The 21,268-nt window shown below is 59.1% G+C and carries 21 protein-coding genes; 16 read left to right on the top strand and 5 right to left on the bottom strand.

Annotated features, from left to right (window positions below):
* The first annotated feature begins 5 nt into the window (after nt 1-5).
* Both ACR0NF_RS08490 and murJ read left to right on the top strand, forming a co-directional pair.
* Complete coding sequence (locus tag ACR0NF_RS08490) at nt 6-2,765, top strand: [protein-PII] uridylyltransferase (protein ID WP_480778071.1); 2,760 nt, start codon at nt 6-8, stop codon at nt 2,763-2,765.
* Complete coding sequence (gene murJ, locus ACR0NF_RS08485; RefSeq protein WP_480470866.1) at nt 2,762-4,303, top strand: murein biosynthesis integral membrane protein MurJ; 1,542 nt, start codon at nt 2,762-2,764, stop codon at nt 4,301-4,303. Before ACR0NF_RS08490 ends, murJ begins: the two co-directional genes overlap by 4 nt.
* Before the next feature lie 4 nt (nt 4,304-4,307).
* Here murJ and ACR0NF_RS08480 read toward each other — a convergent pair whose 3' ends face one another.
* On the bottom strand, nt 4,308-4,994 hold the full coding sequence (locus ACR0NF_RS08480; RefSeq protein ID WP_480470867.1) for a rhomboid family intramembrane serine protease: 687 nt from the start codon (nt 4,992-4,994) through the stop codon (nt 4,308-4,310).
* An 86-nt stretch (nt 4,995-5,080) separates the two neighbouring features.
* Here ACR0NF_RS08480 and trpS point away from each other — a divergent pair, with 86 nt between their 5' ends.
* The gene (trpS, locus tag ACR0NF_RS08475; protein WP_480778070.1) at nt 5,081-6,109 is read left to right on the top strand and encodes a tryptophan--tRNA ligase; all 1,029 of its coding nucleotides are present in this window, start codon (nt 5,081-5,083) and stop codon (nt 6,107-6,109) included.
* A gap of 48 nt (nt 6,110-6,157) precedes the next feature.
* Here the strand turns inward: trpS and ACR0NF_RS08470 are convergent, their stop codons facing one another.
* Entirely contained in the window at nt 6,158-7,207 is a 1,050-nt protein-coding gene (locus ACR0NF_RS08470) for a Glu/Leu/Phe/Val family dehydrogenase (protein ID WP_480778069.1), read from the bottom strand.
* Between the two features lie 129 nt (nt 7,208-7,336).
* On the opposite strand from ACR0NF_RS08470, the gene ACR0NF_RS08465 reads away from it, so the two are divergent.
* The 13 genes from ACR0NF_RS08465 (at nt 7,337) to ACR0NF_RS08405 (ending at nt 18,239) form a co-directional block, all read left to right on the top strand.
* On the top strand, nt 7,337-7,798 hold the full coding sequence (locus tag ACR0NF_RS08465) for an Lrp/AsnC family transcriptional regulator (RefSeq protein ID WP_480778068.1): 462 nt from the start codon (nt 7,337-7,339) through the stop codon (nt 7,796-7,798).
* 58 nt (nt 7,799-7,856) lie between these two features.
* Nucleotides 7,857-8,720 carry a branched-chain amino acid aminotransferase gene (locus ACR0NF_RS08460; protein WP_480778067.1) on the top strand — a complete coding sequence of 288 codons (864 nt, stop codon included), beginning with the start codon at nt 7,857-7,859 and terminating at the stop codon, nt 8,718-8,720.
* A 53-nt stretch (nt 8,721-8,773) separates the two neighbouring features.
* On the top strand, nt 8,774-9,229 hold the full coding sequence (locus tag ACR0NF_RS08455) for a universal stress protein (RefSeq protein ID WP_480470872.1): 456 nt from the start codon (nt 8,774-8,776) through the stop codon (nt 9,227-9,229).
* 9 nt (nt 9,230-9,238) lie between these two features.
* The gene (locus ACR0NF_RS08450; RefSeq protein WP_480778066.1) at nt 9,239-9,832 is read left to right on the top strand and encodes a DsbA family protein; all 594 of its coding nucleotides are present in this window, start codon (nt 9,239-9,241) and stop codon (nt 9,830-9,832) included.
* Nucleotides 9,833-9,901: 69 nt separating this feature from the next.
* Entirely contained in the window at nt 9,902-10,465 is a 564-nt protein-coding gene (locus ACR0NF_RS08445) for a NifU family protein (protein WP_480470874.1), read from the top strand.
* On the top strand, nt 10,455-11,042 hold the full coding sequence (gene tsaB, locus ACR0NF_RS08440) for a tRNA (adenosine(37)-N6)-threonylcarbamoyltransferase complex dimerization subunit type 1 TsaB (RefSeq protein ID WP_480659311.1): 588 nt from the start codon (nt 10,455-10,457) through the stop codon (nt 11,040-11,042). The genes ACR0NF_RS08445 and tsaB overlap by 11 nt, the downstream gene beginning before the upstream one ends.
* Nucleotides 11,039-11,458 (top strand): GNAT family N-acetyltransferase, encoded by a 420-nt coding sequence (locus ACR0NF_RS08435; protein ID WP_480659310.1) that lies wholly within the window; start codon nt 11,039-11,041, stop codon nt 11,456-11,458. The genes tsaB and ACR0NF_RS08435 overlap by 4 nt, the downstream gene beginning before the upstream one ends.
* A gap of 149 nt (nt 11,459-11,607) precedes the next feature.
* On the top strand, nt 11,608-12,606 hold the full coding sequence (locus ACR0NF_RS08430) for a BMP family lipoprotein (protein ID WP_480778065.1): 999 nt from the start codon (nt 11,608-11,610) through the stop codon (nt 12,604-12,606).
* Nucleotides 12,607-12,687: 81 nt separating this feature from the next.
* Nucleotides 12,688-14,217, top strand: coding sequence for an ABC transporter ATP-binding protein (locus tag ACR0NF_RS08425; RefSeq protein ID WP_480778064.1), 1,530 nt, complete (start codon nt 12,688-12,690; stop codon nt 14,215-14,217).
* Between the two features lie 3 nt (nt 14,218-14,220).
* Entirely contained in the window at nt 14,221-15,315 is a 1,095-nt protein-coding gene (locus ACR0NF_RS08420; protein ID WP_480470879.1) for an ABC transporter permease, read from the top strand.
* Nucleotides 15,315-16,325, top strand: a complete 1,011-nt coding sequence (locus tag ACR0NF_RS08415) for an ABC transporter permease (RefSeq protein WP_480470880.1) — start codon at nt 15,315-15,317, stop codon at nt 16,323-16,325. The genes ACR0NF_RS08420 and ACR0NF_RS08415 overlap by 1 nt, the downstream gene beginning before the upstream one ends.
* A gap of 227 nt (nt 16,326-16,552) precedes the next feature.
* Entirely contained in the window at nt 16,553-17,473 is a 921-nt protein-coding gene (locus ACR0NF_RS08410; RefSeq protein WP_480470881.1) for a sulfite exporter TauE/SafE family protein, read from the top strand.
* Between the two features lies 1 nt (nt 17,474).
* Nucleotides 17,475-18,239 (top strand): TIGR02186 family protein, encoded by a 765-nt coding sequence (locus tag ACR0NF_RS08405; RefSeq protein ID WP_480667269.1) that lies wholly within the window; start codon nt 17,475-17,477, stop codon nt 18,237-18,239.
* A 3-nt stretch (nt 18,240-18,242) separates the two neighbouring features.
* Here the strand turns inward: ACR0NF_RS08405 and ACR0NF_RS08400 are convergent, their stop codons facing one another.
* From ACR0NF_RS08400 to ACR0NF_RS08390, 3 genes are all read right to left on the bottom strand, one after another.
* The gene (locus ACR0NF_RS08400) at nt 18,243-18,971 is read right to left on the bottom strand and encodes an SDR family oxidoreductase (protein ID WP_480470883.1); all 729 of its coding nucleotides are present in this window, start codon (nt 18,969-18,971) and stop codon (nt 18,243-18,245) included.
* Nucleotides 18,968-20,500, bottom strand: a complete 1,533-nt coding sequence (locus tag ACR0NF_RS08395) for an ATP-dependent DNA helicase (RefSeq protein ID WP_480470884.1) — start codon at nt 20,498-20,500, stop codon at nt 18,968-18,970. Before ACR0NF_RS08395 ends, ACR0NF_RS08400 begins: the two co-directional genes overlap by 4 nt.
* Before the next feature lie 61 nt (nt 20,501-20,561).
* The gene (locus tag ACR0NF_RS08390; RefSeq protein WP_480470885.1) at nt 20,562-21,200 is read right to left on the bottom strand and encodes an acyl-homoserine-lactone synthase; all 639 of its coding nucleotides are present in this window, start codon (nt 21,198-21,200) and stop codon (nt 20,562-20,564) included.
* Nucleotides 21,201-21,268 lie beyond the last annotated feature (68 nt).

Genomic DNA, 21,268 nt, shown 5'->3' with positions numbered 1-21,268 from the left:
CAACCATGCCTGACAACAAACTGATCTGCCCCGCTGACCGGATTTTTGACTCGGTCGGTATTCAAGCCAACCTGTCCGCCGCCGTTGAAAGTGGTGCGGACAATGCGGCTCTGCGGGCTGAAACCGTCCGCATCCTGCGCGACGCTCAGAAGGCGGGGCGCGCGGCCATCGCCGACGCATTCGCCAAAGCCCCCTTTGATGCGCGTCCGCTGACGCGCTCTTACACCTATCTGACGGATCAACTGGTCTGTACTGCGATGCGCGTGGCCAGCGAGCATCTGCATCCACTGGCTACTCCGACGCAGGGCGAAAAGATCGCCGTGCTGGCTGTGGGCGGCTATGGCCGAGGCGAAATGGCGCCCTCATCCGATGTCGATCTGCTGTTCCTGACCCCCTACAAGATCACAGCCTGGGCCGAGAGCGTGATTGAATCCATGCTCTACATCCTTTGGGATCTACGGCTGAAGGTCGGCCACTCATCCCGCACGATCAAGGATTGCCTGCGACTGGGGGGTGACGATTTCACCATTCGCACCGCCATGTTGGAGCAGCGCTATCTGGCCGGGAACAAAGAGCTGGCCGAAGAGCTTGAGGCGCGGCTGAAAGCGGATCTTTTCAAAGGCACTGAGCGTGATTTTATCGAAGCCAAACTGAAAGAGCGTGACGAGCGACACCTCAAACAGGGTGAACGCTATATGGTCGAGCCCAACGTCAAAGAGGGCAAGGGCGGCTTGCGCGATCTACAGTCGCTCTACTGGATCGCCAAGTATATCTACGGCGTTCAGGATGTGGCCGAGCTGGTCCCGCTGGGTCTGTTCACACCAGATGAATTCAAAGGGTTTGTTCAGGCCGAAGACTTTCTCTGGGCCGTGCGCTCTCACCTGCATCTGGTGACCGGCCGCGCCACTGAGCAGCTGACTTTCGACCTGCAGGTCGAGGTTGCCGCGCGGATGGGTTATGAAGACCGCGCAGGGCGGCGTGCTGTCGAAGTATTCATGCAGCGCTATTTCCGCGAAGCAACGCGCGTAGGTGAGTTGACCCGCATCTTCCTGACCAAGTTGGAAGCGGCCCATATGAAAGGCGCACCGCTGCTGGAACGCATCTTCCGCCGCCGGCCCCGGGTGAAGGCCGGATATAGGGTTGTGCATGGTCGGTTGGATATCGCAGACCCGGACACCTTCCTGTCAGATAAGCTGAATATGCTAAGGCTCTTCGAAGAAGGCTTGCGCACCGGGATGCTGATCCACCCGGACGCAATGCGTCTGGTCACCGCAAATCTGCGTCTGATCGACGAGGGTATGCGCACCGACAAGGAAGCGCAGCGCATCTTCCTTGATCTGATGTTGAAACACGGCAACCCCGAGCGCGCCTTGCGACGGATGAACGAGTTGGGGGTTCTGTCGGCCTTCCTGCCCGAGTTCGAGCACATCGTGGCGATGATGCAGTTCAATATGTATCACAGCTATACGGTCGATGAGCACACGATCCAATGCATCGTAAACCTCGCCCAGATCGAACGCGGTGAATTGATCGAGTCGCTGCCACTGGCCTCGTCTATCCTCAAGGAAGGGGTCAACCGCAAGGTGCTGTATGTGGCGCTGCTGCTGCATGACATCGCGAAGGGGTGGCCCGAGGATCACTCGATCCTTGGTGCGCAGATCGCGCGCAAGGTGGCCCCGCGGCTGGGGTTGAACAAATCGGATTCCGAAACGGTGGAATGGCTGGTGCGCTATCACCTGCTGATGTCGGATATGGCGCAGAAACGCGATATCTCGGACCCGCGCACCATTCGCGATTTCGCCAAGGCGGTCGAGACGGTCAAACGGCTGGACCTGCTGACGGTTCTGACCGTTTGCGATATTCGCGGCGTTGGCCCGAATACGTGGAACAACTGGAAAGCCACCCTGCTGCGCGCGCTGCACGCTGAAACCAAGCGTGCGTTGGAAACGGGGATGGAAGACCTCAACCGCGCCAATCGCGGTGCCGGGGCGAAAAAACTGCTACGGGCTGAGTTGGCCGATTGGTCCAAAGCCGATCTGAAAACCGAGACCGGGCGGCACTACGATCCCTATTGGCAAGGTCTTAATCTCTCGACCCATGTCGAGTTTGCCGAGATGCTGAAAGCGCTGGAGGACAGCGGCGATCCCGGAGAAATGGGAATTCGCCTGCACCCCGACGAAGATCGCGACGCGACGCGGGCCTGTTTTGCCATGGGGGACCATCCGGGGATCTTTGCGCGGATCGCCGGGGCTTTGGCATTGGTCGGCGCCAACGTCGTCGATGCGCGCAGCTACACGACCAAGGATGGATATGTGACGGATGCCTTCTGGATTCAGGATGCCGAGGGCCATCCCTATGAGACGTCGCGCATACCGCGCCTGACCCAGATGATCCACAAGACACTGAAGGGTGAGGTGGTGGCGCGTGACGCCCTGAAATCGCGCGACAAGATCAAGAAACGCGAACGCGCCTTTAATGTGCCGACCCATATCACCTTCGACAATGACGGGTCCGAGATTTACACGATCATCGAGGTCGACACCCGCGATCGCCCCGGTCTGCTCTATGACCTCGCGCGCACGCTGGCCGCGGCCAATGTCTATGTCGCCAACGCCGTTATCGCGACTTATGGTGAACAAGTTGTCGATACCTTCTATGTGAAGGATATGTTCGGGCTGAAATACCACTCGGAAAGCAAGCAGCGCGCACTTGAATCAAAGCTGCGCAAGGCCATCACCGAGGGCGCCGAGCGCGCCGCCTCATGAAGCAGATCCGCCTGTTTTCGGGTTTCTTTACGGTGGGCTTCTGGACGCTCGCCAGCCGTATCCTTGGCTTCCTGCGGGAAATCCTGCTGACCGCCTATATCGGGCCGGGTCCGGTGATGGACGCCTTCGTCGCTGCCTTCCGGTTGCCCAATATGTTCCGCCGTTTCTTCGCTGAGGGTGCGTTCAACGCAGCCTTCGTGCCGATGTTCTCCAAACGGTTGGAAGGGGGCGAGAACGCGGAAGGTTTCGCACAGGATGCCTTCAATCTTCTGGCCATAGCCGTATTGGCGTTGGTCGGTTTGGCGATGGTTTTCATGCCCGCGCTGGTCTGGATCACGGCCGAGGGGTTCTATGGCGACGAACGCTTCGATCTGGCGGTGGACTATGGCTATGTCGTCTTCCCTTACATCCTGTTCATGTCGCTGGCCGCGCTGTTTTCCGGGGTGCTGAACGCCACTGGCCGGTTCGCTGCTGCCGCCGCTGCGCCGGTTCTGTTGAACATCTTCGCCTGTTCCGCACTGATCTTCGGAACTCTCTCGGGCGGCGAAGTGATCCGCTGGTTGATCGCCGTTATCCCTGTCGCAGGCGTTGCTCAGCTTGCGCTGGTCTGGGTCGCAACCGAACGCGCCGGCATCCGTATCCGTCCCGGCCTGCCGAAACTCAGCCCCGAAATGCGACGAATGGTGCGTATCGCGGTACCTGCCGCGCTGGCCATGGGGGTGACACAGGTCAATCTGGTAGTCGGGCAGTTGGTGGCCTCGAAAACTGAGAAAGCTGTTAGCTGGTTGTTCGCGGCAGATCGCCTGTACCAACTACCCTTGGGCGTGGTCGGGATCGCCGTAGGCATCGTCCTGCTGCCCGATCTATCCCGACGTCTGCGGGCCGACGACAGGGACGGCGCACGCAATGCCTTTTCCCGAGCCGGAGAGTTCACGCTACTACTGACCATCCCATCAACCGTAGCTTTTGTGATCATACCCGTGCAACTGGTCTCGGTTCTGTTTCAACGCGGCCAGTTCACCGCCGAGGATACCGCGGCCACAGCTCTGGCCGTCGCCATCTATGGAATCGGCCTGCCTGCTTTCGTGCTGCAAAAGCTGTTGCAGCCATTGTTCTTTGCCCGGGAAGACACGAAATCTCCGTTCCGCTATGCCGTTGTTGCGATGGTGATGAACGCCGTTCTGGCCTTTGGTCTTTATCCCGTGGTCGGCTGGATCGCGCCCGCCATCGCCGCCTCAACCGCCGGATGGGTGATGGTCCTGTTGCTGGCGCTGGGTGCGCGGCAATTCGGGGACGAAGCGCGCTTTGATGACCGGTTCAAGCGCCGGGCGGGACGGATCGTTGCGGCCTCAATCGGGATGGGGGTCGTGCTCTATGCAGCCATTCATCTCTTTGGTTGGGCCTTCGAGCTTTCTGGTCTGCGTTATCTCGCGCTGCTGCTGCTGATCGCAACGGCGGGGGTCGTCTATTTCGCACTCGGCCACCTGTTCGGGGCCTTCAAACTGTCGGAGTTCCGCACCGCGCTGCGACGCGGATAATCGCTCAATCGCGGCGTATCCTGCCTACGATACGCGCCCATCCACCCGGAGCCAGAAAGAACGACAGGCCGAACCCGGTGGCAAATCCGCCCAGATCCGCAACCCAGTCCGACGTACCGCCAAAGAGCAGACCGAACAGCAACTGGATACCCATCAGCATCGCAATCAGGCTGAAGGCGCGGGACTGGTTCGCCCCGACCAAAGACAGCTTGCGCCAGAGCAGCCATGTAAACGCGCCGATCAGCCCGTAGACGGGCGGGAATCCTCCAACCAGCGGATACGCAGGATCGAGCAGCACCGCATATGCGAGCGCACCACCGACACCGGACAGCACAAAGATGATCAGCATCGCGACGCTGCCAAACACCTCTGCCACCATCTTGCCCATCGCCAAAACAAAGACACAGACAAAGATCGCCTGCGTAAAATTGGCCGAGACAAAGGGATAAGTGACAAAGCGGATCACATGTTCGAATGGCCAGCGCCCGTTCTGCATCATCCAGTCGAAGATGTCGGGGGAGAACGTATACTGCTGCAACGCATCCAGCCGCCAGCCCACTGCCGACGGCCCACCAACGATCCCACGCGCGCCCAGTTGCAGGACCACTTCAATCCCCATAATGAACAACGTCAGCGCCACAACCACAGGCGGCAGAGGATTCACAGGCGGGGTATAATGCTCACTGCTCATTGGGCTTTACCTTTGCGGCTGTTGACGTCCCTTGACCTCATGGGTAAGCGACGGGGACTGATTTTTCCAGACGGGAGTTCCCTTCGATGACCGAGACCCAATTCACGCCGCGCGTGTTCTCCGGCATCCAGCCTTCGGGAAACCTGCACCTTGGCAACTATCTGGGTGCACTCAAGCGTTTTGTTGATATGCAAGGGCCGGATTTTGAGACGGTCTATTGCATGGTCGATCTGCATGCCATCACCGTCTGGCAGGATCCGGTCCGGCTGCGCGAGAAAACACGCGAAGTTTGCGCGGGTTTCATCGCCGCGGGTTTGGACCCGGAAAAGTCGATCCTGTTCAACCAAAGTCAGGTACCCGAGCACACGCAACTGGCGTGGATTTTCAACTGTATCGCTCGGATGGGTTGGATGCAGCGGATGACTCAGTTCAAGGACAAGGCCGGCAAGAATGCGCAGAACGCCTCGCTGGGGCTCTTTGCATATCCTGCACTGATGGCAGCGGATATTCTGGTCTATCACGCCACCCACGTACCTGTGGGCGAGGACCAGAAACAGCATCTGGAACTGACCCGTGACATCGCGATCAAGTTCAACCACGACTACGGCGTCGATTTTTTCCCTGTGACCGAGCCGGTCATCGGAGGACCTGCACCGCGCGTGATGAACCTAAGGGATGGATCGCGGAAGATGTCGTCCTCTGACCCATCGGATATGACTCGGATCAACATGACCGACGACGCGGACACCATTGCCAAGAAAATCCGCAAGGCCAAGACCGACCCGGATGCTCTGCCGTCTGAGATCAATGGCCTGTCCGAACGTCCCGAAGCGCGCAATCTGGTGAACATTTATGCCGCGCTCAGCGACCAGACGGCCGAGCAGGTTCTGGCTGAAGTTGGTGGCAAGCAATTTGGTGAGTTCAAGCCGATGCTGGCCGAACTGGCAGTCTCAAAACTGGCGCCAATCTCGTCCGAGATGGCACGCCTGATGGGGGAAGAGGCCGAGATCGATCAGATTCTCGCACGCGGCGCCGAACGCGCGCGTGAGATTGCCGCTCCGATCCTGCAGCAGACCTATGAGATTGTCGGAATGGTGGGCGCAGGCAAAGCCTGATCTCTCAACCAATGGAACGCCGCCCCAATAAGGGCGGCGTTACTTGCTTCAAGCGGCTTCGGCACGCAGCGTTTCGTATACAATGGCCTCGGCAATCTCGTGCGGGCTGATCGCCTCAGCCTTCGCTCGCATCAGAATACGATCCATGGTCTGCTCCAGCGCCTGTAACCTGTGCGCCACCCAATCTTCGCGATCAGCCACGCGCAGAATCTCGGTCGCGACATTGATGATCCCACCACCGTTTGCCACAAAATCCGGCGCGTAGAGGATGCCCCTGTCGTGCAACAGTTGCGCGTCGCTGTCATTGGCCAACTGGTTGTTTGCACCGCCTGCAACTGCCCCGACCCGCAGCAGCGGGATACTGGTTTCATTCAGGATACCACCGATGGCGCAGGGGGCGAAGATGTCGGCCTCGACACCGTAAATCGCGTCGGGCGCAACCGCCTTCGCGTTGAACCGTTCGGCAACGCGCGCCGATTGCTGTGCATCGATATCGGTAACGATCAAATGCGCGCCCGCGTCGTGCAACAAATGGCAGAGATGCTCACCCACATGGCCCAGCCCCTGGATCGAGACCCTCAAGCCATCAAGATCGGCCTTCCCGAACCGGTGCCGTGCGGTTACGCGGATTGCGTTGAAAATCCCGCGCGCAGTAATGGGCGACGGATCGCCGCTGGCGAAGGCTCCGTCGGCCAGACCGGCCACGTAATCCGCCTGCGCCCCGATATGTGCCATGTCGGCGGGTGTCATGCCCATGTCCTCGGCAGTCCAGTAAAGCCCGTTCAAGCTCTGCACGACGCGCCCGAAAGCCTTGAGCAGTTCAGGTGATTTGTCGATGCCGGGATCACCGATGATCACCGCCTTACCACCGCCCAGCGGCAGATCGGCTGCGGCATTCTTGAACGTCATGCCACGCGACAGGCGCAGCACGTCCTGCAGCGCCTCGGCCGCGTGACCATAGGGCCGCATCCGCACGCCCCCAGCCGCTGGTCCGCGCTGGGTTGAGTGGATTGCAACATAGCCCAACAGGCCCAGCGCGTTGTCTTTGAATTCAACAACGCGCTCGTGCCCGGGCGCATCAACTTCAGTGATCTTCATAAGCCTCCTCCGGAATGTCCCGAAGAGTTTGCCACTTTCAGGCGAGAGATTTTCGCCATTGTACAGCTGGATATCGCCTTAGATTGGAGTTATTCTCTAAGAACATAGAAACTAATAGGTACTTCCTCTATGGACGCCATAGACGCAAAGATTATTCGCGCCCTGCAAAAAGATGGCCGCATGACCGTCATCGATCTGGCTGAGCATGTCGGGCTGTCTCCAACCCCCTGCGCACGGCGGCTGGAGCGTTTGCAGCGCGATGGCATCATCACGGGCTATGCCGCGCAGGTCGATCCTGAACAGCTTGGATTTGGCGTCTCCATCTTTGTCTCGGTCGAATTGGAGAAGCAGGACCGCAATGCGATCGATGCGTTTGAGAAAGCGATCCGTCGGTGCGACGAAGTGATGGAATGCTATCTGATGACCGGATCTCGGGACATCCTGCTGCGCGTTGTGGCGAAAGATCTGAACGCCTTTGATGCGTTCTTGGAAAACCGGCTGATGCAGATACCGGGGATTCGAAACCTCAGATCGAACTTCGCGCTGCGCACCATGGTCAAACGCGAAGCACTGCCGTTGCATCATGGATAAACCACTGGACCTTGCGCCAGCCCCAACCTAGGTTTTCCCCGAACTGAGGGAGAACACGATGGCAGTCGGCACAAACATCCGCACCTATTTCGACGGTCAATGGCATGACGGGGACGCACCAATCATGCGCGCAGCCGACCACGGCGCATGGCTGGGGTCGTCGGTTTTTGACGGCGCACGGTTCTTCGACGGATTGACGCCTGACCTGGACGCTCATTGCGACCGCGTGAACCGCTCTGCCGAGGCGTTGATGCTGTCTCCGACCGTCACAACTGAACAGATGGTTGAGTTGGTTCACGAAGGGCTTGAGGCCTATGCGCCCGACACCGCCGTATACATCCGCCCAATGTATTGGGGCATCGACGGCGATGTTACTGCGATTGTGCCGCAGGAAAACAGCACGGGATTTGCGATCTGCCTCGAAGCCATTCCGATGGCCCCCGAAACGACCTCGGTCACGCTGACAACTACACGGTTTCGTCGCCCAGTGCTGGAATCTGCCGTCGTAAATGCCAAGGCTGGCTGCCTCTATCCAAATAACGCCAGAATGCTGGCCGAGGCGCGGTCCAAAGGGTTCTCGAATGCTCTGGTGGCGGATGCGATGGGTCACGTGGCCGAAACGGCTACGGCCAATATCTTCATGGTCCGCGATGGAGAGGTTTTCACCCCCATCCCCAACGGTACATTTCTTGCCGGGATCACCCGCGCCCGCCACATCAAGAACCTGCGCGCAGATGGCGTGGCCGTGCACGAAACCGTTCTGAGTTTTGATGATTTCCACAACGCCGATGAGGTGTTCATGTCCGGCAACATGAGCAAGGTGACTCCGGTCACCGCGTTGGATGACACGCAATATCAGGTCGGCCCTGTTGCCCGCCGCGCCCGCGAGATGTACTGGGATTGGGCCGCGAGCAACCGCTAGTTGCCAGTGCATGCCCGGTCGGGCATGATCGCGAAAACAGTCAGGGGACAAATATGCGTAAATTCCTGGTCGTTCTGGATGACAGCCGCGAATGCCTGAATGCAATGCGTTTTGCGGCCATGCGCGCGGCGCATACGGGCGGTGGTGTCACGATCCTGTCCGTCATTCCTCCGGACGAATTCAACCACTGGATTGGCGTGGCAGAAGTCATGCGCGAAGAGGCTCGTGAACGCATTCACGCCCATTACGAAGTTTTCGCCAAATGGATGCGCGACAAGCAAGAAGTTGAACCCGAATTGGCCATTCGCGAAGGCGACCCGGTGCCCGAGATTATCGCACATGTTCAATCCGACCCCGAGATCGGCGTTCTGGTGTTGGGTGCAGGCACCGACAAGAAAGGCCCCGGCCCATTGGTAACGCAACTGACCCGCAACTCAGGTAGCCTGCCGATCCCGATCACCATCGTGCCCGGCGATCTGAGCAAGGAAAAGCTTGAAGAGATTACCTGAGGCCGACCCGTGAGCGCGAAACTCCAGTTCTGGTTCGATTTCGCCTCGACCTATTCCTATCTCAGCGCAATGCGGGTCGAGACAGTGGCCTCGGATCATGGCGTGACCGTCGAATGGCAGCCTTTCTTATTGGGTCCGATCTTTGCCGCACAGGGATGGGAAACCTCACCGTTTAACCTTTATCCTGCAAAAGGTCGGTATATGTGGCGCGATACGGAGCGTCTCTGCGCTGCGCGCGAGCTACCGCTCAAGCGCCCGGACATCTTCCCTCAGAACAGTCTGAAAGCGGCGCGCCTTGCGCTCGCCATCGACGATCCTGACCAACGTGCGACCTTTTCCCGCGCCGTCTATTTGGGGCAGTTTGGCGCGGGTCGGGATGTTTCCGACCTGCAGTTTCTGGCAGATTGCCTGACGGTTGCGGATGCATCACCTGACTTGATCGACCGTATCAATGACCCTGCAATCAAGGCCGCTTTGTTCGGGCAGGTCGACCGGGCCAAAGCGCTGGATATATTCGGCGCACCTAGCTTTGTTGCCGGGGATGAGCTGTTCTGGGGTGATGACCGTCTGGATGATGCGATTTCTTACGCCGCATCAATTTAGAACCATTCCAAATCTTGACTTCCCCGACCCGGGCGCGCATATCAATGAGACCGCAAACGGAGCCGCGCCATGTTCATCCAAACCGAATCCACACCCAACCCGGCCACCTTGAAATTCCTGCCCGGTCAGACGGTTCTGGAAGCAGGGACCGCAGATTTCCCAAGCGCCGAAGCGGCTGAGAAATCACCTCTGGCACAGCGCATATTTGGGGTGAACGGTGTGACGGGCGTGTTCTTTGGCAACGATTTTGTCACTGTCACAAAATCTGATGACGTTCAGTGGGACCACATCAAACCCGCCATCCTTGGCGCGGTGATGGAGCATTATCAGTCCGGCCAACCGGTAATGGGAGAAGACGCGCAAACCGCCTCGGGCCATGCCGAGCATACCGGCGAAGATGCTGAAATCGTCAACCAGATCAAAGACCTGCTGGACAGCCGTGTGCGCCCCGCTGTTGCGCAGGACGGCGGTGACATCACCTTCCACGGCTTTGACCGCGGCGTTGTCTATCTGCACATGCAAGGGGCTTGCGCGGGTTGCCCATCTTCGACTCTGACGCTGAAGATGGGAATTGAGAATCTGCTGCGCCACTACATCCCCGAGGTAACCGAGGTACGCCCCGTTGCGGTCTGACCCAACGATTCTGGCATTTGACACATCGGCCGCGCATTGCGCGGCCGCTTTGCTGTGTGGCGATCAGATCATCGACACAATCGTCGAGCCCATGACCCGCGGTCAGGCCGAACGGCTCATGCCGTTGCTCGAAGAGCTGCTGACGCGGAATGGGCGAAGCTGGCAAAGCCTTGATGCGATCGGCGTCGGCATTGGCCCAGGCAACTTTACCGGTATTCGGATCTCTGTCTCTGCCGCGCGCGGACTCGCGCTGGGGCTCAGCGTTCCAGCGGTCGGAGTATCCGGGTTCGATGCATTGGCGGAACTGGCTGCCCCGGGTCAGATCCCCGCGATTCCAGCACCACGCGAACAGGTCTATATTCAGCCCGACACAACACCGCGCCTGGTCGCTCGCAACGAAGCGGAAACGCTTGCCCCCCTGTTCTTCTGCGATGAACCTGCCCGTCAGGTTGAGGCGATTGCGCAACTGGCGGCCCGCCGCTGGCAATCCACCCAAACGTCGCCAGCTCCGCTTTATGTCAGGCCTGCCGATGCCGCACCGTCGCGCGATGTGCCACCGGTCCTGCTGGACGAATGACTCCGGACGCGCTCGCCAAGATCCATGCGGCGGCTTTTACGCAGTCCCGCCCCTGGAGCGCATCAGAATTTGCTGATCTGCTGAACGGACGATTCACCCATCTTGCTGGCGACGAGCGATCCTTTGCCTTGTTTCAGGTAATCGCGGATGAGGCAGAACTGCTGACCATCGCGACTCACCCAAAATACCAACGACGAGGCCTTGCCCGGCGGGTGATGGCAGATTGGCAAGCTCGCGCTCAGCAACTGGGGGCATCGCGGGCGTTTCTTGAGGTCGCTGCGGACAATACTGCGGCCATCGCATTGTACGAAATGTCTGGATATACGCCCTGCGGACGGCGCACTGCCTATTATCGGCGCAATAACGGCCCGAAAGTGGATGCCATCATGATGGAACGCCACTTAGACAGCAAATAATCCAATTTTTTTGACCAGCCGATCAAAATTCAGTTGACCGGGGCTGTTGCAAACGGCCTTAATTCCCGCCATCACAACAAGTATGCTCGCTCTGAGTGGGTGGCGGGGTATATTGGCCCCAGACCGATAATAACCAACGGGAGTAACAAATGATCCTTATGAAATCCTTGATGGGCGCCGCAGCAGCGGTTGCACTGACAGCTGGCGCGGCACTGGCCGAACCCGCCTTGATCTTCGATCTGGGTGGCAAGTTCGACAAGTCGTTCAACGAGGCGGCGCATAACGGTGCTTCACGCTGGGCGGAAGAGACCGGCGGCACCTACCGCGAGATCGAGATGCAGTCCGAGGCCCAGCGCGAACAAGCCCTGCGCCGCTTTGCCGAAGCGGGCTCGAACCCGATCATCACCATGGGCTTCGGCATGGCCGACCCGCTCAGCGCTGTTGTGGCCGACTACCCGGACACGACCTTTGTTGTGGTCGACGTGACATGGCTGGACGCGCCTAACCTGCGTCAGGTCGGTTTCGCCGAACATGAAGGTTCGTATCTGGTCGGCATGATGGCGGCAATGGCGTCCAAATCCGGCACCGTGGGTTTCATCGGCGGTATGGATGTTCCGCTGATCCGTCACTTTGGCTGCGGTTATGCGCAAGGCGCCAAAGCCGTGAACCCCGATATCAACGTGGTTGCAAACATGACCGGAACCACTCCGGCGGCATGGAACGACCCGGTTAAAGGTTCAGAACTCACCAAAGCGCAGATCAGCCAGGGTGCTGACGTGGTTTACGCCGCTGCTGGCGGTACCGGTGTTGGCGTGCTGCAGACCGCTGCGGACGAGGGCATCCTGTCTATCGGTGTGGATAGCAACCAGAACCACCTGCATCCGGGCAAAGTTCTGACCTCGATGCTGAAACGTGTGGACGTCGCCGTTTATGAAGCGATGAAAGCGGGTGAGGGCGTTGAAACCGGCGTATTCGTCATGGGCCTGTCCGAAGATGGCGTTGGCTATGCGATGGACGAAAACAACGCTCCGCTGGTTTCCGATGACATGAAAGCCGCGGTCGACAAGGCCCGTCAGGATATCATCGACGGCAACGTGAGTGTTGTCAGCTATTACGAGAACGACAGCTGCCCGGCACTGCAGTTCTGATATCGCGCGGGGCGGTGGATATGTCCTCCGCCTCGCAACCATTCTGCCGCATGCGGCCCCTTCGGCAATTGAGGACAAGACATGACCGTCCCCGCCATTGAGCTCAAAGGGATTTCCAAAGCCTTTGGGCCGGTTCAGGCTAACAAAGACATCTCCATCAGCGTCGCCCCCGGCACGATCCACGGGATCATCGGTGAAAACGGTGCGGGCAAATCCACGCTGATGAGCATCCTCTACGGCTTCTACAAAGCCGACAAAGGTGAGATCTGGATCAACGGAACCAAGACCGACATTCCCGACAGTCAGGCCGCTATCGCCTCGGGCATCGGGATGGTGTTTCAGCATTTCAAACTGGTGGAAAACTTCACCGTTCTGGAAAACATCGTTCTAGGTGCTGAAGATGGTGGGCTGCTTGCACCATCGCTGGCGAAAGCCCGCAAGGAACTGAAAGCGCTCGAAGAAGAATACGAGCTGTTTGTCGATCCGGACAAACGCATCGATGAGATCGGTGTGGGCATGCAGCAGCGGGTCGAAATCCTGAAAGCGCTCTACCGCAAAGCCGAGATACTGATTCTGGACGAACCCACCGGCGTTCTGACCCCTGCCGAAGCCGATCAACTGTTCCGTATCCTCGACCGGTTGCGGTCCGAGGGGAAGACTATCATCGTGATCACCCACAAGCTGCGGGAAATCATGGAAAACACCGATACGGTCTCGGTGATGCGGCGGGGCGAGATGACGGCGACCGTCAAAACCGCCGACACCAACCCACAGGAGCTGGCCGAATTGATGGTGGGCCGCAAGGTGTTACTGCAGGTCGACAAAGTACCTGCCCAACCGGGCAAGCCGGTTCTTGAGATCGAAAATCTCAGCGTCATCGACGGTGCCGGGGTCGAGCGTGTCAAAGGCATCAACCTGACGGTCCGCGCGGGTGAGATTGTGGGCGTCGCCGGGGTTGCTGGAAACGGGCAATCCGAATTGCTTGAGGTTTTGGGCGGAATGCGGCCCGGTCAAGGATCAATCAAACTGAACGGAGAACCTCTTGCTCTCAGCGGTGCGGGTTCGGACGGTCAGGCGCGGCGCGCGCAGCACATCGCCCATGTCCCCGAAGACCGACAGCGCGAAGGCCTGATCATGGAGTTTCACGCGTGGGAAAACGTGGCCTTCGGCTATCACCGCGATCCTGCCTACAAGCGCGGCATCTTCATGGATAATGCCGCCCTGCGCGCCGACACGGAAGCCAAGATCGAAAAATTCGACGTGCGTCCGCCTAATGGCTGGCTGACCGCCAAGAGCTTTTCCGGCGGCAATCAGCAGAAGATCGTTGTTGCGCGTGAAATCGAACGCAATCCCGACCTGTTGCTGGTGGGTCAGCCCACGCGAGGCGTGGATATCGGTGCGATCGAATTCATTCACAAACAGATCGTCGCCCTGCGCGATCAGGGTAAGGCGATCCTGCTGGTCTCGGTCGAGTTGGAAGAAATCTTCTCGCTCTCGGACCGGATCGCGGTGATGTTCGATGGACATATCATGGGCGAGCGTCTGCCCGCCGAGACGGATGAAAAAGAACTGGGCCTGCTGATGGCCGGTGTTGCAGGAGAGGCCGCCTGAATCATGGAAAAAATGCCCAAATGGGCCGATGTGGTACTGATCCCGCTGATCAGCCTGCTCTTGGCCACAATCCTTTCGGCACTTGTCATCCTCGCGATCGGAGAAGACCCGATTGAAGCGGTGAACCTGATGGTTACCGGCGCTCTCGGGTCGACCTATGGCTGGGGATACACACTCTATTACGCGACCAACTTCATTTTCACCGGTTTGGCGGTTGCGGTGGCCTTTCACGCGCGCCTGTTCAACATCGGTGGGGAAGGTCAGGCCATGCTGGGGGGCTTAGGCGTTGCTATCGTCTGCCTATCCGTGCCCTGGCCGCACTGGACCATTGCTTTGCTGGCCGCCTGCGCCGCATCGATGATCTTTGGTGCAGCCTGGGCCGCGATCCCGGCCTATCTGCAAGCCAAGCGCGGCAGCCATATCGTGATTACCACGATCATGTTCAACTTTATCGCCGCCGCTTTCCTGAACTACATGCTGGTCAACGTGATGCGCCCGCAAGGCTCGCAAGACCCGGCGACGGCGCGCTTCCCCGAGGCGGTGCATCTGCCGACCTTTCAGTCCATGTTCTCGACAGCCGAAAACGTGATGTTCCGCGGCGCACCTGCGAATATCTCGTTCTTCGTGGCGCTTATCGCCTGCGTCGTTGTCTGGGCTCTAATCTGGCGCACGCGTCTGGGGTATGAAATCCGCGCCTACGGCCATTCGGAAACCGGGGCTGTTTACGCCGGTATCTCGCCGGTCAAGATCACCATCATTGCCATGCTGATCTCGGGCGCTCTGGCAGGCCTGATGGCGATCAACAACGTGATGGGCGAGGCCGAACGGCTGGTTTTGAACTCGACCGAGGGGGCCGGGTTCATCGGGATTGCGGTGGCGCTGATGGGTCGCTCGCACCCGTTCGGCGTGTTTTTGGCCGCAATCCTGTTTGGCTTCCTTTATCAGGGCGGCGCAGAACTGGCGCTGTGGACATCGATCCCCCGCGAGCTGATCGTGGTCATTCAGGCGCTGGTCATCCTGTTTACCGGCGCACTCGACAACATGGTACGGATGCCGCTTGAAAAGCTGTTCCTGAGCTTCCGGAAGGGATCGACCTGATGGATATCTTCCTGACTCTCATCCAGGTTCTGGATTCGACCATTCGTCTGGCAACACCTCTGCTGCTTGCCTGTTTGGCAGGGCTTTATTCCGAGCGTGCGGGCATCTTCGACATCGGCCTCGAAGGTAAGATGCTGATGTCAGCCTTCTTCTCGGCTGCCGTGGCCGCGGTAACCGGATCGGTCTGGCTCGGTCTGCTGGCGGGGATCGCGTCCTCTCTGGTCCTCTCGGCGTTACATGGGTTTGCATCGATCACGTTCCGGGGCAACCAGCTGATCTCGGGCGTTGCGATCAATTTCCTCGCCTCTGGCATGACGGTTCTTGTGGCGCAGAGCTGGTTTCAGCAGGGCGGTCGTACACCGTCCCTGTTCGGCGGTGGGCGGTTTGAATCCGCTGAGTTCCCCTATGCCATCGGCCCCACGGACGCCGAGTTGACCGGGCAACCGGTTTCCGAACTGATGTCCGAAACCAACGTCCCGCATATGATCTATTCCGAGCTTCTGTCCGGCCATTCCGTTCTGGTCTATACGGCCTTCCTGATGGTGCCGCTGACCTGGTGGATTCTGTTCCGCACCCGGTTCGGGCTACGCCTGCGCGCGGTTGGCGAAAACCCGGCAGCGGTGGATACCGCCGGTGTCTCGGTCGTCGGCCTGCGCTATGCGGCTGTAGCGATCTGCGGTGTGCTGTGCGGGATCGCAGGGGCCTATCTGGCAACAGCGCTGCAAGCAGGTTTCGTGAAAGAAATGACCGCAGGGCGCGGGTTCATCGCTTTGGCCGCCCTGATCTTTGCGAAATGGCGGCCCTGGCATGCCATGTGGGCCTGCCTGTTGTTCGGGCTGCTGCAGGCCATCGCACTTCGATTCCAGAACATCGATCTGGGCGGAGTGGTGATACCAGTACAGGTCATGGACGCCCTGCCTTACATCCTGACCGTGGTAATCCTGGCCGGGTTCGTAGGCAAAGCTGTACCGCCACGCGCAGGCGGCGAACCCTATGTGAAAGAGCGCTGATAAGGCCAGTTCTGGACTGCCCTGCAGTCCTGTTTGCTGCAAAGCGGCATACGGAGTTGATTTTGTATGCCGCAACCGTTCTAAAGAGGTATGGACTTGCCCCGCAACAACTCTGCAGCTCAGGCACCTACTGGCCAAGCTGTTGCGTGCGCTTCGTCTGTTGAGTTTTACGTTGTCCCGGGATCCGCTGCCGCGCGCGGCGTGACCCTTCCCGTTTAGAAGAAGCCATGCAAATCTATCTTCCGATTGCCGAAGTCTCCGTAAATGCCTTTTTGCTGTTTGGACTGGGCGGCATGGTGGGGATCTTATCTGGCATGTTCGGAGTGGGCGGCGGCTTTCTGATGACGCCGCTTTTGTTCTTCATCGGCATACCCCCTGCCGTTGCGGTCGCGACTGAGGCCAATCAGATCGTCGCATCGTCCTTTTCGGGCGTTCTGGCTCATTTCAGGCGCCGAACGGTTGATCTTAGAATGGGAACGGTGCTTCTGGTCGGTGGCTTGATTGGGGCCGCCCTAGGTGTGATCCTGTTCAACTATCTCAAAAGCCTTGGGCAGGTCGATCTGCTGGTCAAGCTTTGCTATGTCGTTTTCCTGGGCGTAATCGGCAGCCTGATGTTTATCGAGAGCCTAAATGCCCTGCGCAAGTCCCGCAAGGGCGGCGGCGCAGCGCCAAAGCGCCGTCAACGCGGATGGGTGCACGCGATGCCGTTCAAGATGCGGTTTCGGACCTCGGGGCTGTATATCTCGGTCATCCCGCCAGTGATGGTGGGGCTGTTTGTTGGCATTCTGTCCGCGATCATGGGCGTGGGTGGCGGGTTCATCATGGTGCCTGCGATGATCTACCTGCTTGGGATGCCTACCAAGGTGGTGGTCGGAACTTCGCTGTTCCAAATCATCTTTGTGACGGCGTTCACCACCATGCTGCACGCCACCACCAACTATACGGTTGATGTAGTCCTCGCGGTTCTGCTGCTGGTCGGCGGCGTGGTTGGTGCTCAGATCGGTACGGTGATCGGAGCGCGGATGCCAGCCGAGCAGCTGCGTGTTCTGCTGGCTGCCCTTGTTCTGGTGGTTTGTGGCAAACTCGCGCTGGACCTGCTGCTGCAACCGGCTGAGCTGTATTCACTGGGCGATGCGGGAGGTCATTGAGATGTTGCGTCTGATCGCCGCCCTGTGCTTGATCTGCCTGCCGGCTTACGCCGAGGAAGAACAGGTTGTTCTTGGCCTGTCTCAGGACCGCGTTTCGATCACCGCGAATTTCGACGGCTCGGAAATTCTTGTCTTTGGTGCGGTCAAGCGCGAAGCTCCGATCCCTGAAGGACCTCCGCTTGAAGTGATCGTGTCGGTCGTCGGCCCATCCGAACCCGTCACCGTGCGGCGTAAAGAAAAGAAGTTTGGCATCTGGGTGAACACTGACAGTCTTGTCGTCGATCTTGCCCCCAGCTTTTACGCGGTTGCCACCAGTGCACCGTTTGGCGAGGTACTGACCAACACCGAAGATCTGCGTAACAAGGTTTCGATCGAGCGCGCCATCCGGTCGGTTGGCGCAGATATGAACATTCAGGGCGCGCAAGACTTTGCGGCTGCGGTTATTCGCATCCGCGAAAGCGAAGGGCTGTATTCGATCCGGGAAAACACCGTTGCGGTGGATGAGCAAACCTTGTTCCGCACATCGATCGAAATGCCCTCGGACCTGACCGAAGGTGACTATACCGCCCGTATTTTCCTGACCCGCGGCGGCAATGTCGTATCAAGCTTTGAGACCTCGATCGACGTACGTAAGGTGGGGTTGGAACGGTTTCTATATAATATGTCCCGTCAGCAGCCGATTTGGTACGGCCTGATGTCGCTGGCTATCGCCATCGCTGCAGGTTGGGGGGCATCGACCGCCTTCCGGTTATTGCGCGAGAATTAAGCGCTATCCACGTCCGATATAGGGCATGGTTGTTGCCATGACGGTCATGAACTGCACGTTCGCCTCGGGCGGCAAACTGGCCATATGCAAAACCGAACGGGCTGCATCGTCGACATCCATGGTTGGGTCGGGCGTCTTCCCTGCAGCGATGGCCTTGTCGACCAGATCCTGAATCATCGGTGTGCGCGCATTTCCAATGTCGATCTGTCCGCAGGCGATACCAAACGCGCGCCCATCCAAAGACAGGCTGCGGGTCAGGCCGGTAATTGCGTGTTTTGTCGCCGAGTAATGTACCGAGTTCGGGCGCGGCACATGGGCCGCAATCGAACCGTTGTTGATGATCCGCCCACCCTGAGGCTGCTGTCCCCGCATGGCTGCAAACGCTGCACGGGCGCATAGAAACATGCCATTCAGGTTTACATTGACCGAGTTGTACCAGTCCTCAAGCGCGATCTCGTCGATGGTGCCGCCGGGCGCGAAAATGCCAGCGTTGTTGAACAGGACATCCAGTCGGTCGGCCTTCGCCATGAACTCAGAGAAGGCGGTTGTAACGGCATCAGGATTGGTCACGTCCGCGACCAGAGGAACTGCGTTGTCGCGCCGGTCGGCCATCTCGTGCAGCTTGTCCGCGCTGCGCGCCAACAATCCGACGACCCATCCCTCGGAGAGGAATAGCTCGGCCGTCGCTCGGCCTATGCCCGAACTAGCGCCGGTGACTATGATCGTTTTCATGTCTCTTCTGCCTCTAAAGTCAGTGCAGGCGCAGCCTCGGCCCGCAAATCGTCCACGCGCAGGGGGTGGGTCGGCTTGGACAACCGATTACGCACCACCCAGACCAGCCGCTCCTGCGCACGGGTGATGGCCACATAAGCAAGGCGCTTCCACAAGGGCTGCCCTGCCTCGGTCCGTCCCATGCGGGCAGCAGCGTAGATATCGGGCGCGAACACCTGAACCGTATCCCACTGGGACCCCTGCGCCTTGTGAATCGTCACGGCAGCACCGTGCAGAAATGTGGCCCCCATACGGGCAGCATAGGGAATGAACGGCTCTTCCTCATCCGGTTTTTCGATCTGTACAATCGATGCCGCGCTGACCTGGGGGTCTTCGGCCCCCATGACGTGCAGGCGCGAGAACCCAGGCTTTCGACCGGGACCCAGATAGATGACCTGCGCGCCCTTGATCAGGCCACGCGCCTCAAGGTCCAGCCGCTTCTTGCGGTGCTTCAAAGGCAGTTCAATGCCATCGCAAATCAGTGGCTCACCTTCCAGCAACTCTGTCTCTGGCGCACCATGAACATTGCGGAATGCCTGGATCAGACGAATTCGGGTGGCGTTGCGCCAGACCAGAACCGGGCTGCGCGCCATCAGATCAACCTCGACCCTTTGCCCCCAGATCACACGGTCGTCCTTACGGGCAGTCTCTTCGATCAGACGTTCGAAATCCTCAAATCCCATCGCCGGGTCGGACAGTGCATGTGCGAGGTCAAGGATCGGGTTGTCCGCTGTCTGCCGATGCACCCGGTGCAAAATCTGTTTGCGCGGCTCTGGCAAGCTGTCGAACACCATTGAGCCCGACTGATTCACAGGCGCCAGCTGCGCGGGATCACCGAACAGCAGCAATGTAGGGAAAATCTCCTTCAAATCCTCGAACTGGCGATCGTCCAGCATAGAGGCCTCATCAACGAAGCCGATGTCCAAAGGCTCTTCTCGGCGCTTCCAGCCGGTGATGAAGTCGGATCCACGCAATCCGGCCGCAGCCAAAGCACCCGGGATGGATTTGTTGTTGGCATAAAACGCGGCAGCACGATCCAGCGCCTCGTCCGTCAGCCCCTCAATCTCGGGCCGTTCGTCATTGCCGGCCAACCATTCCGCGATCCGCTCATATTCCGGGTCGTAGACCGGAGTGTATAGGATGCGATGAATGGTCGTCGCGGGCACACCACGCAAACGCAATACGCTGGCGGCTTTGTTCGTCGGGGCAAGGATCGCAAGGCTGCGCTTATCTCGGGCTTTGCGGCTTTCGAAATCGCCCGAGATCAGGTTGACTCCGGACTCGGCCAACGCCTTATAAAGCTCGGCCAGTAACAGGGTTTTACCCGATCCCGCCTTACCAATCACAGCCATGACACCCGATTGCCCGCCTCCCGGCAGTTTCAGCAGAGCATCGTCGTGAAGGTCGACACCGGCGGTGCGCAACATCTCGGCAATGTTGTCGAAGGCGGTGGCCTGATCTTCGGAAAAGGTGACTTGGGGCAAGGACATGGCGCGACCCTACAGGGACGCGCCGCCCGCCACCAGACACCGAATGCGATTTCCACCCGGGTCAGGCGGACAAAGCAAACCGATGCTGTGCGGTGTTGCCGAACGCCGTCTTGAACCACAGTCGGGACAGCTCACGCGGGATGCCCGCACGGGCCGCAACCCGGTTACAATCGTCTGCCGAATAAGGCCACAGACCGACCGATATCTGATCCCGACCAGCCCCTTCCGAACCCAGCACCACCGGTGAAGACCCGATCATGCGGTAGATCCGGATCATGCGCGCATCAAACACGCCCGCGATGTGAGTCAGGCCAAAGCCTTCCATCACCTCGCCCCCACTGAGCATGATGGCCCCCGCCGTATGCGCGCTTGCGGTGCGTGACAGGCAAAACCGCGTCACTTCCCAGATCAAGGGGCTACAGATCGGGCTGCCTCCGGTCAGGTGCCCGAATACTTCGTTTACCATCACCGGGCCAGTCGTCGGCAGGATCCGCATCGATCCGCCATGACTGCCATCCGCCTCTTCCCAGATCACATAGAGCGGGTTCAGATCGTCATATTGATCCCGCTCTTCCCCGTGTTCGTTAACCTTCACATCCCATCCCAGCCGGGTTTTGAACTGATCGGCGCGGTCCCGAAACATCCCCCTGGCCAGAGCTGGAAATTTATGTAGCTCGTCCGCGTACACATAACGCAACATGACGTATTCCCCTTGTCGTCCACTTGGAACAAAGGGGGTACGTACTTGTGGTTAATTTGCAGTTTGGG

The sequence above is a fragment of the Ruegeria sp. CF4 genome (genome assembly GCF_056537345.1).
This window is presented reverse-complemented; position numbering and strand designations above follow the sequence as displayed.

What these genes read in the sequence shown, in the direction of transcription:
- ACR0NF_RS08490 (WP_480778071.1), top strand. Translation starts at nt 6, where the DNA reads ATGCCTGACAACAAACTGATCTGCCCCGCTGACCGGATTTTTGACTCG.
- murJ (WP_480470866.1), top strand. Translation starts at nt 2,762, where the DNA reads ATGAAGCAGATCCGCCTGTTTTCGGGTTTCTTTACGGTGGGCTTCTGG.
- ACR0NF_RS08480 (WP_480470867.1), bottom strand. Translation starts at nt 4,994, where the DNA reads ATGAGCAGTGAGCATTATACCCCGCCTGTGAATCCTCTGCCGCCTGTG.
- trpS (WP_480778070.1), top strand. Translation starts at nt 5,081, where the DNA reads ATGACCGAGACCCAATTCACGCCGCGCGTGTTCTCCGGCATCCAGCCT.
- ACR0NF_RS08470 (WP_480778069.1), bottom strand. Translation starts at nt 7,207, where the DNA reads ATGAAGATCACTGAAGTTGATGCGCCCGGGCACGAGCGCGTTGTTGAA.
- ACR0NF_RS08465 (WP_480778068.1), top strand. Translation starts at nt 7,337, where the DNA reads ATGGACGCCATAGACGCAAAGATTATTCGCGCCCTGCAAAAAGATGGC.
- ACR0NF_RS08460 (WP_480778067.1), top strand. Translation starts at nt 7,857, where the DNA reads ATGGCAGTCGGCACAAACATCCGCACCTATTTCGACGGTCAATGGCAT.
- ACR0NF_RS08455 (WP_480470872.1), top strand. Translation starts at nt 8,774, where the DNA reads ATGCGTAAATTCCTGGTCGTTCTGGATGACAGCCGCGAATGCCTGAAT.
- ACR0NF_RS08445 (WP_480470874.1), top strand. Translation starts at nt 9,902, where the DNA reads ATGTTCATCCAAACCGAATCCACACCCAACCCGGCCACCTTGAAATTC.
- ACR0NF_RS08435 (WP_480659310.1), top strand. Translation starts at nt 11,039, where the DNA reads ATGACTCCGGACGCGCTCGCCAAGATCCATGCGGCGGCTTTTACGCAG.
- ACR0NF_RS08430 (WP_480778065.1), top strand. Translation starts at nt 11,608, where the DNA reads ATGATCCTTATGAAATCCTTGATGGGCGCCGCAGCAGCGGTTGCACTG.
- ACR0NF_RS08425 (WP_480778064.1), top strand. Translation starts at nt 12,688, where the DNA reads ATGACCGTCCCCGCCATTGAGCTCAAAGGGATTTCCAAAGCCTTTGGG.
- ACR0NF_RS08420 (WP_480470879.1), top strand. Translation starts at nt 14,221, where the DNA reads ATGGAAAAAATGCCCAAATGGGCCGATGTGGTACTGATCCCGCTGATC.
- ACR0NF_RS08415 (WP_480470880.1), top strand. Translation starts at nt 15,315, where the DNA reads ATGGATATCTTCCTGACTCTCATCCAGGTTCTGGATTCGACCATTCGT.
- ACR0NF_RS08410 (WP_480470881.1), top strand. Translation starts at nt 16,553, where the DNA reads ATGCAAATCTATCTTCCGATTGCCGAAGTCTCCGTAAATGCCTTTTTG.
- ACR0NF_RS08405 (WP_480667269.1), top strand. Translation starts at nt 17,475, where the DNA reads ATGTTGCGTCTGATCGCCGCCCTGTGCTTGATCTGCCTGCCGGCTTAC.
- ACR0NF_RS08400 (WP_480470883.1), bottom strand. Translation starts at nt 18,971, where the DNA reads ATGAAAACGATCATAGTCACCGGCGCTAGTTCGGGCATAGGCCGAGCG.
- ACR0NF_RS08395 (WP_480470884.1), bottom strand. Translation starts at nt 20,500, where the DNA reads ATGTCCTTGCCCCAAGTCACCTTTTCCGAAGATCAGGCCACCGCCTTC.
- ACR0NF_RS08390 (WP_480470885.1), bottom strand. Translation starts at nt 21,200, where the DNA reads ATGTTGCGTTATGTGTACGCGGACGAGCTACATAAATTTCCAGCTCTG.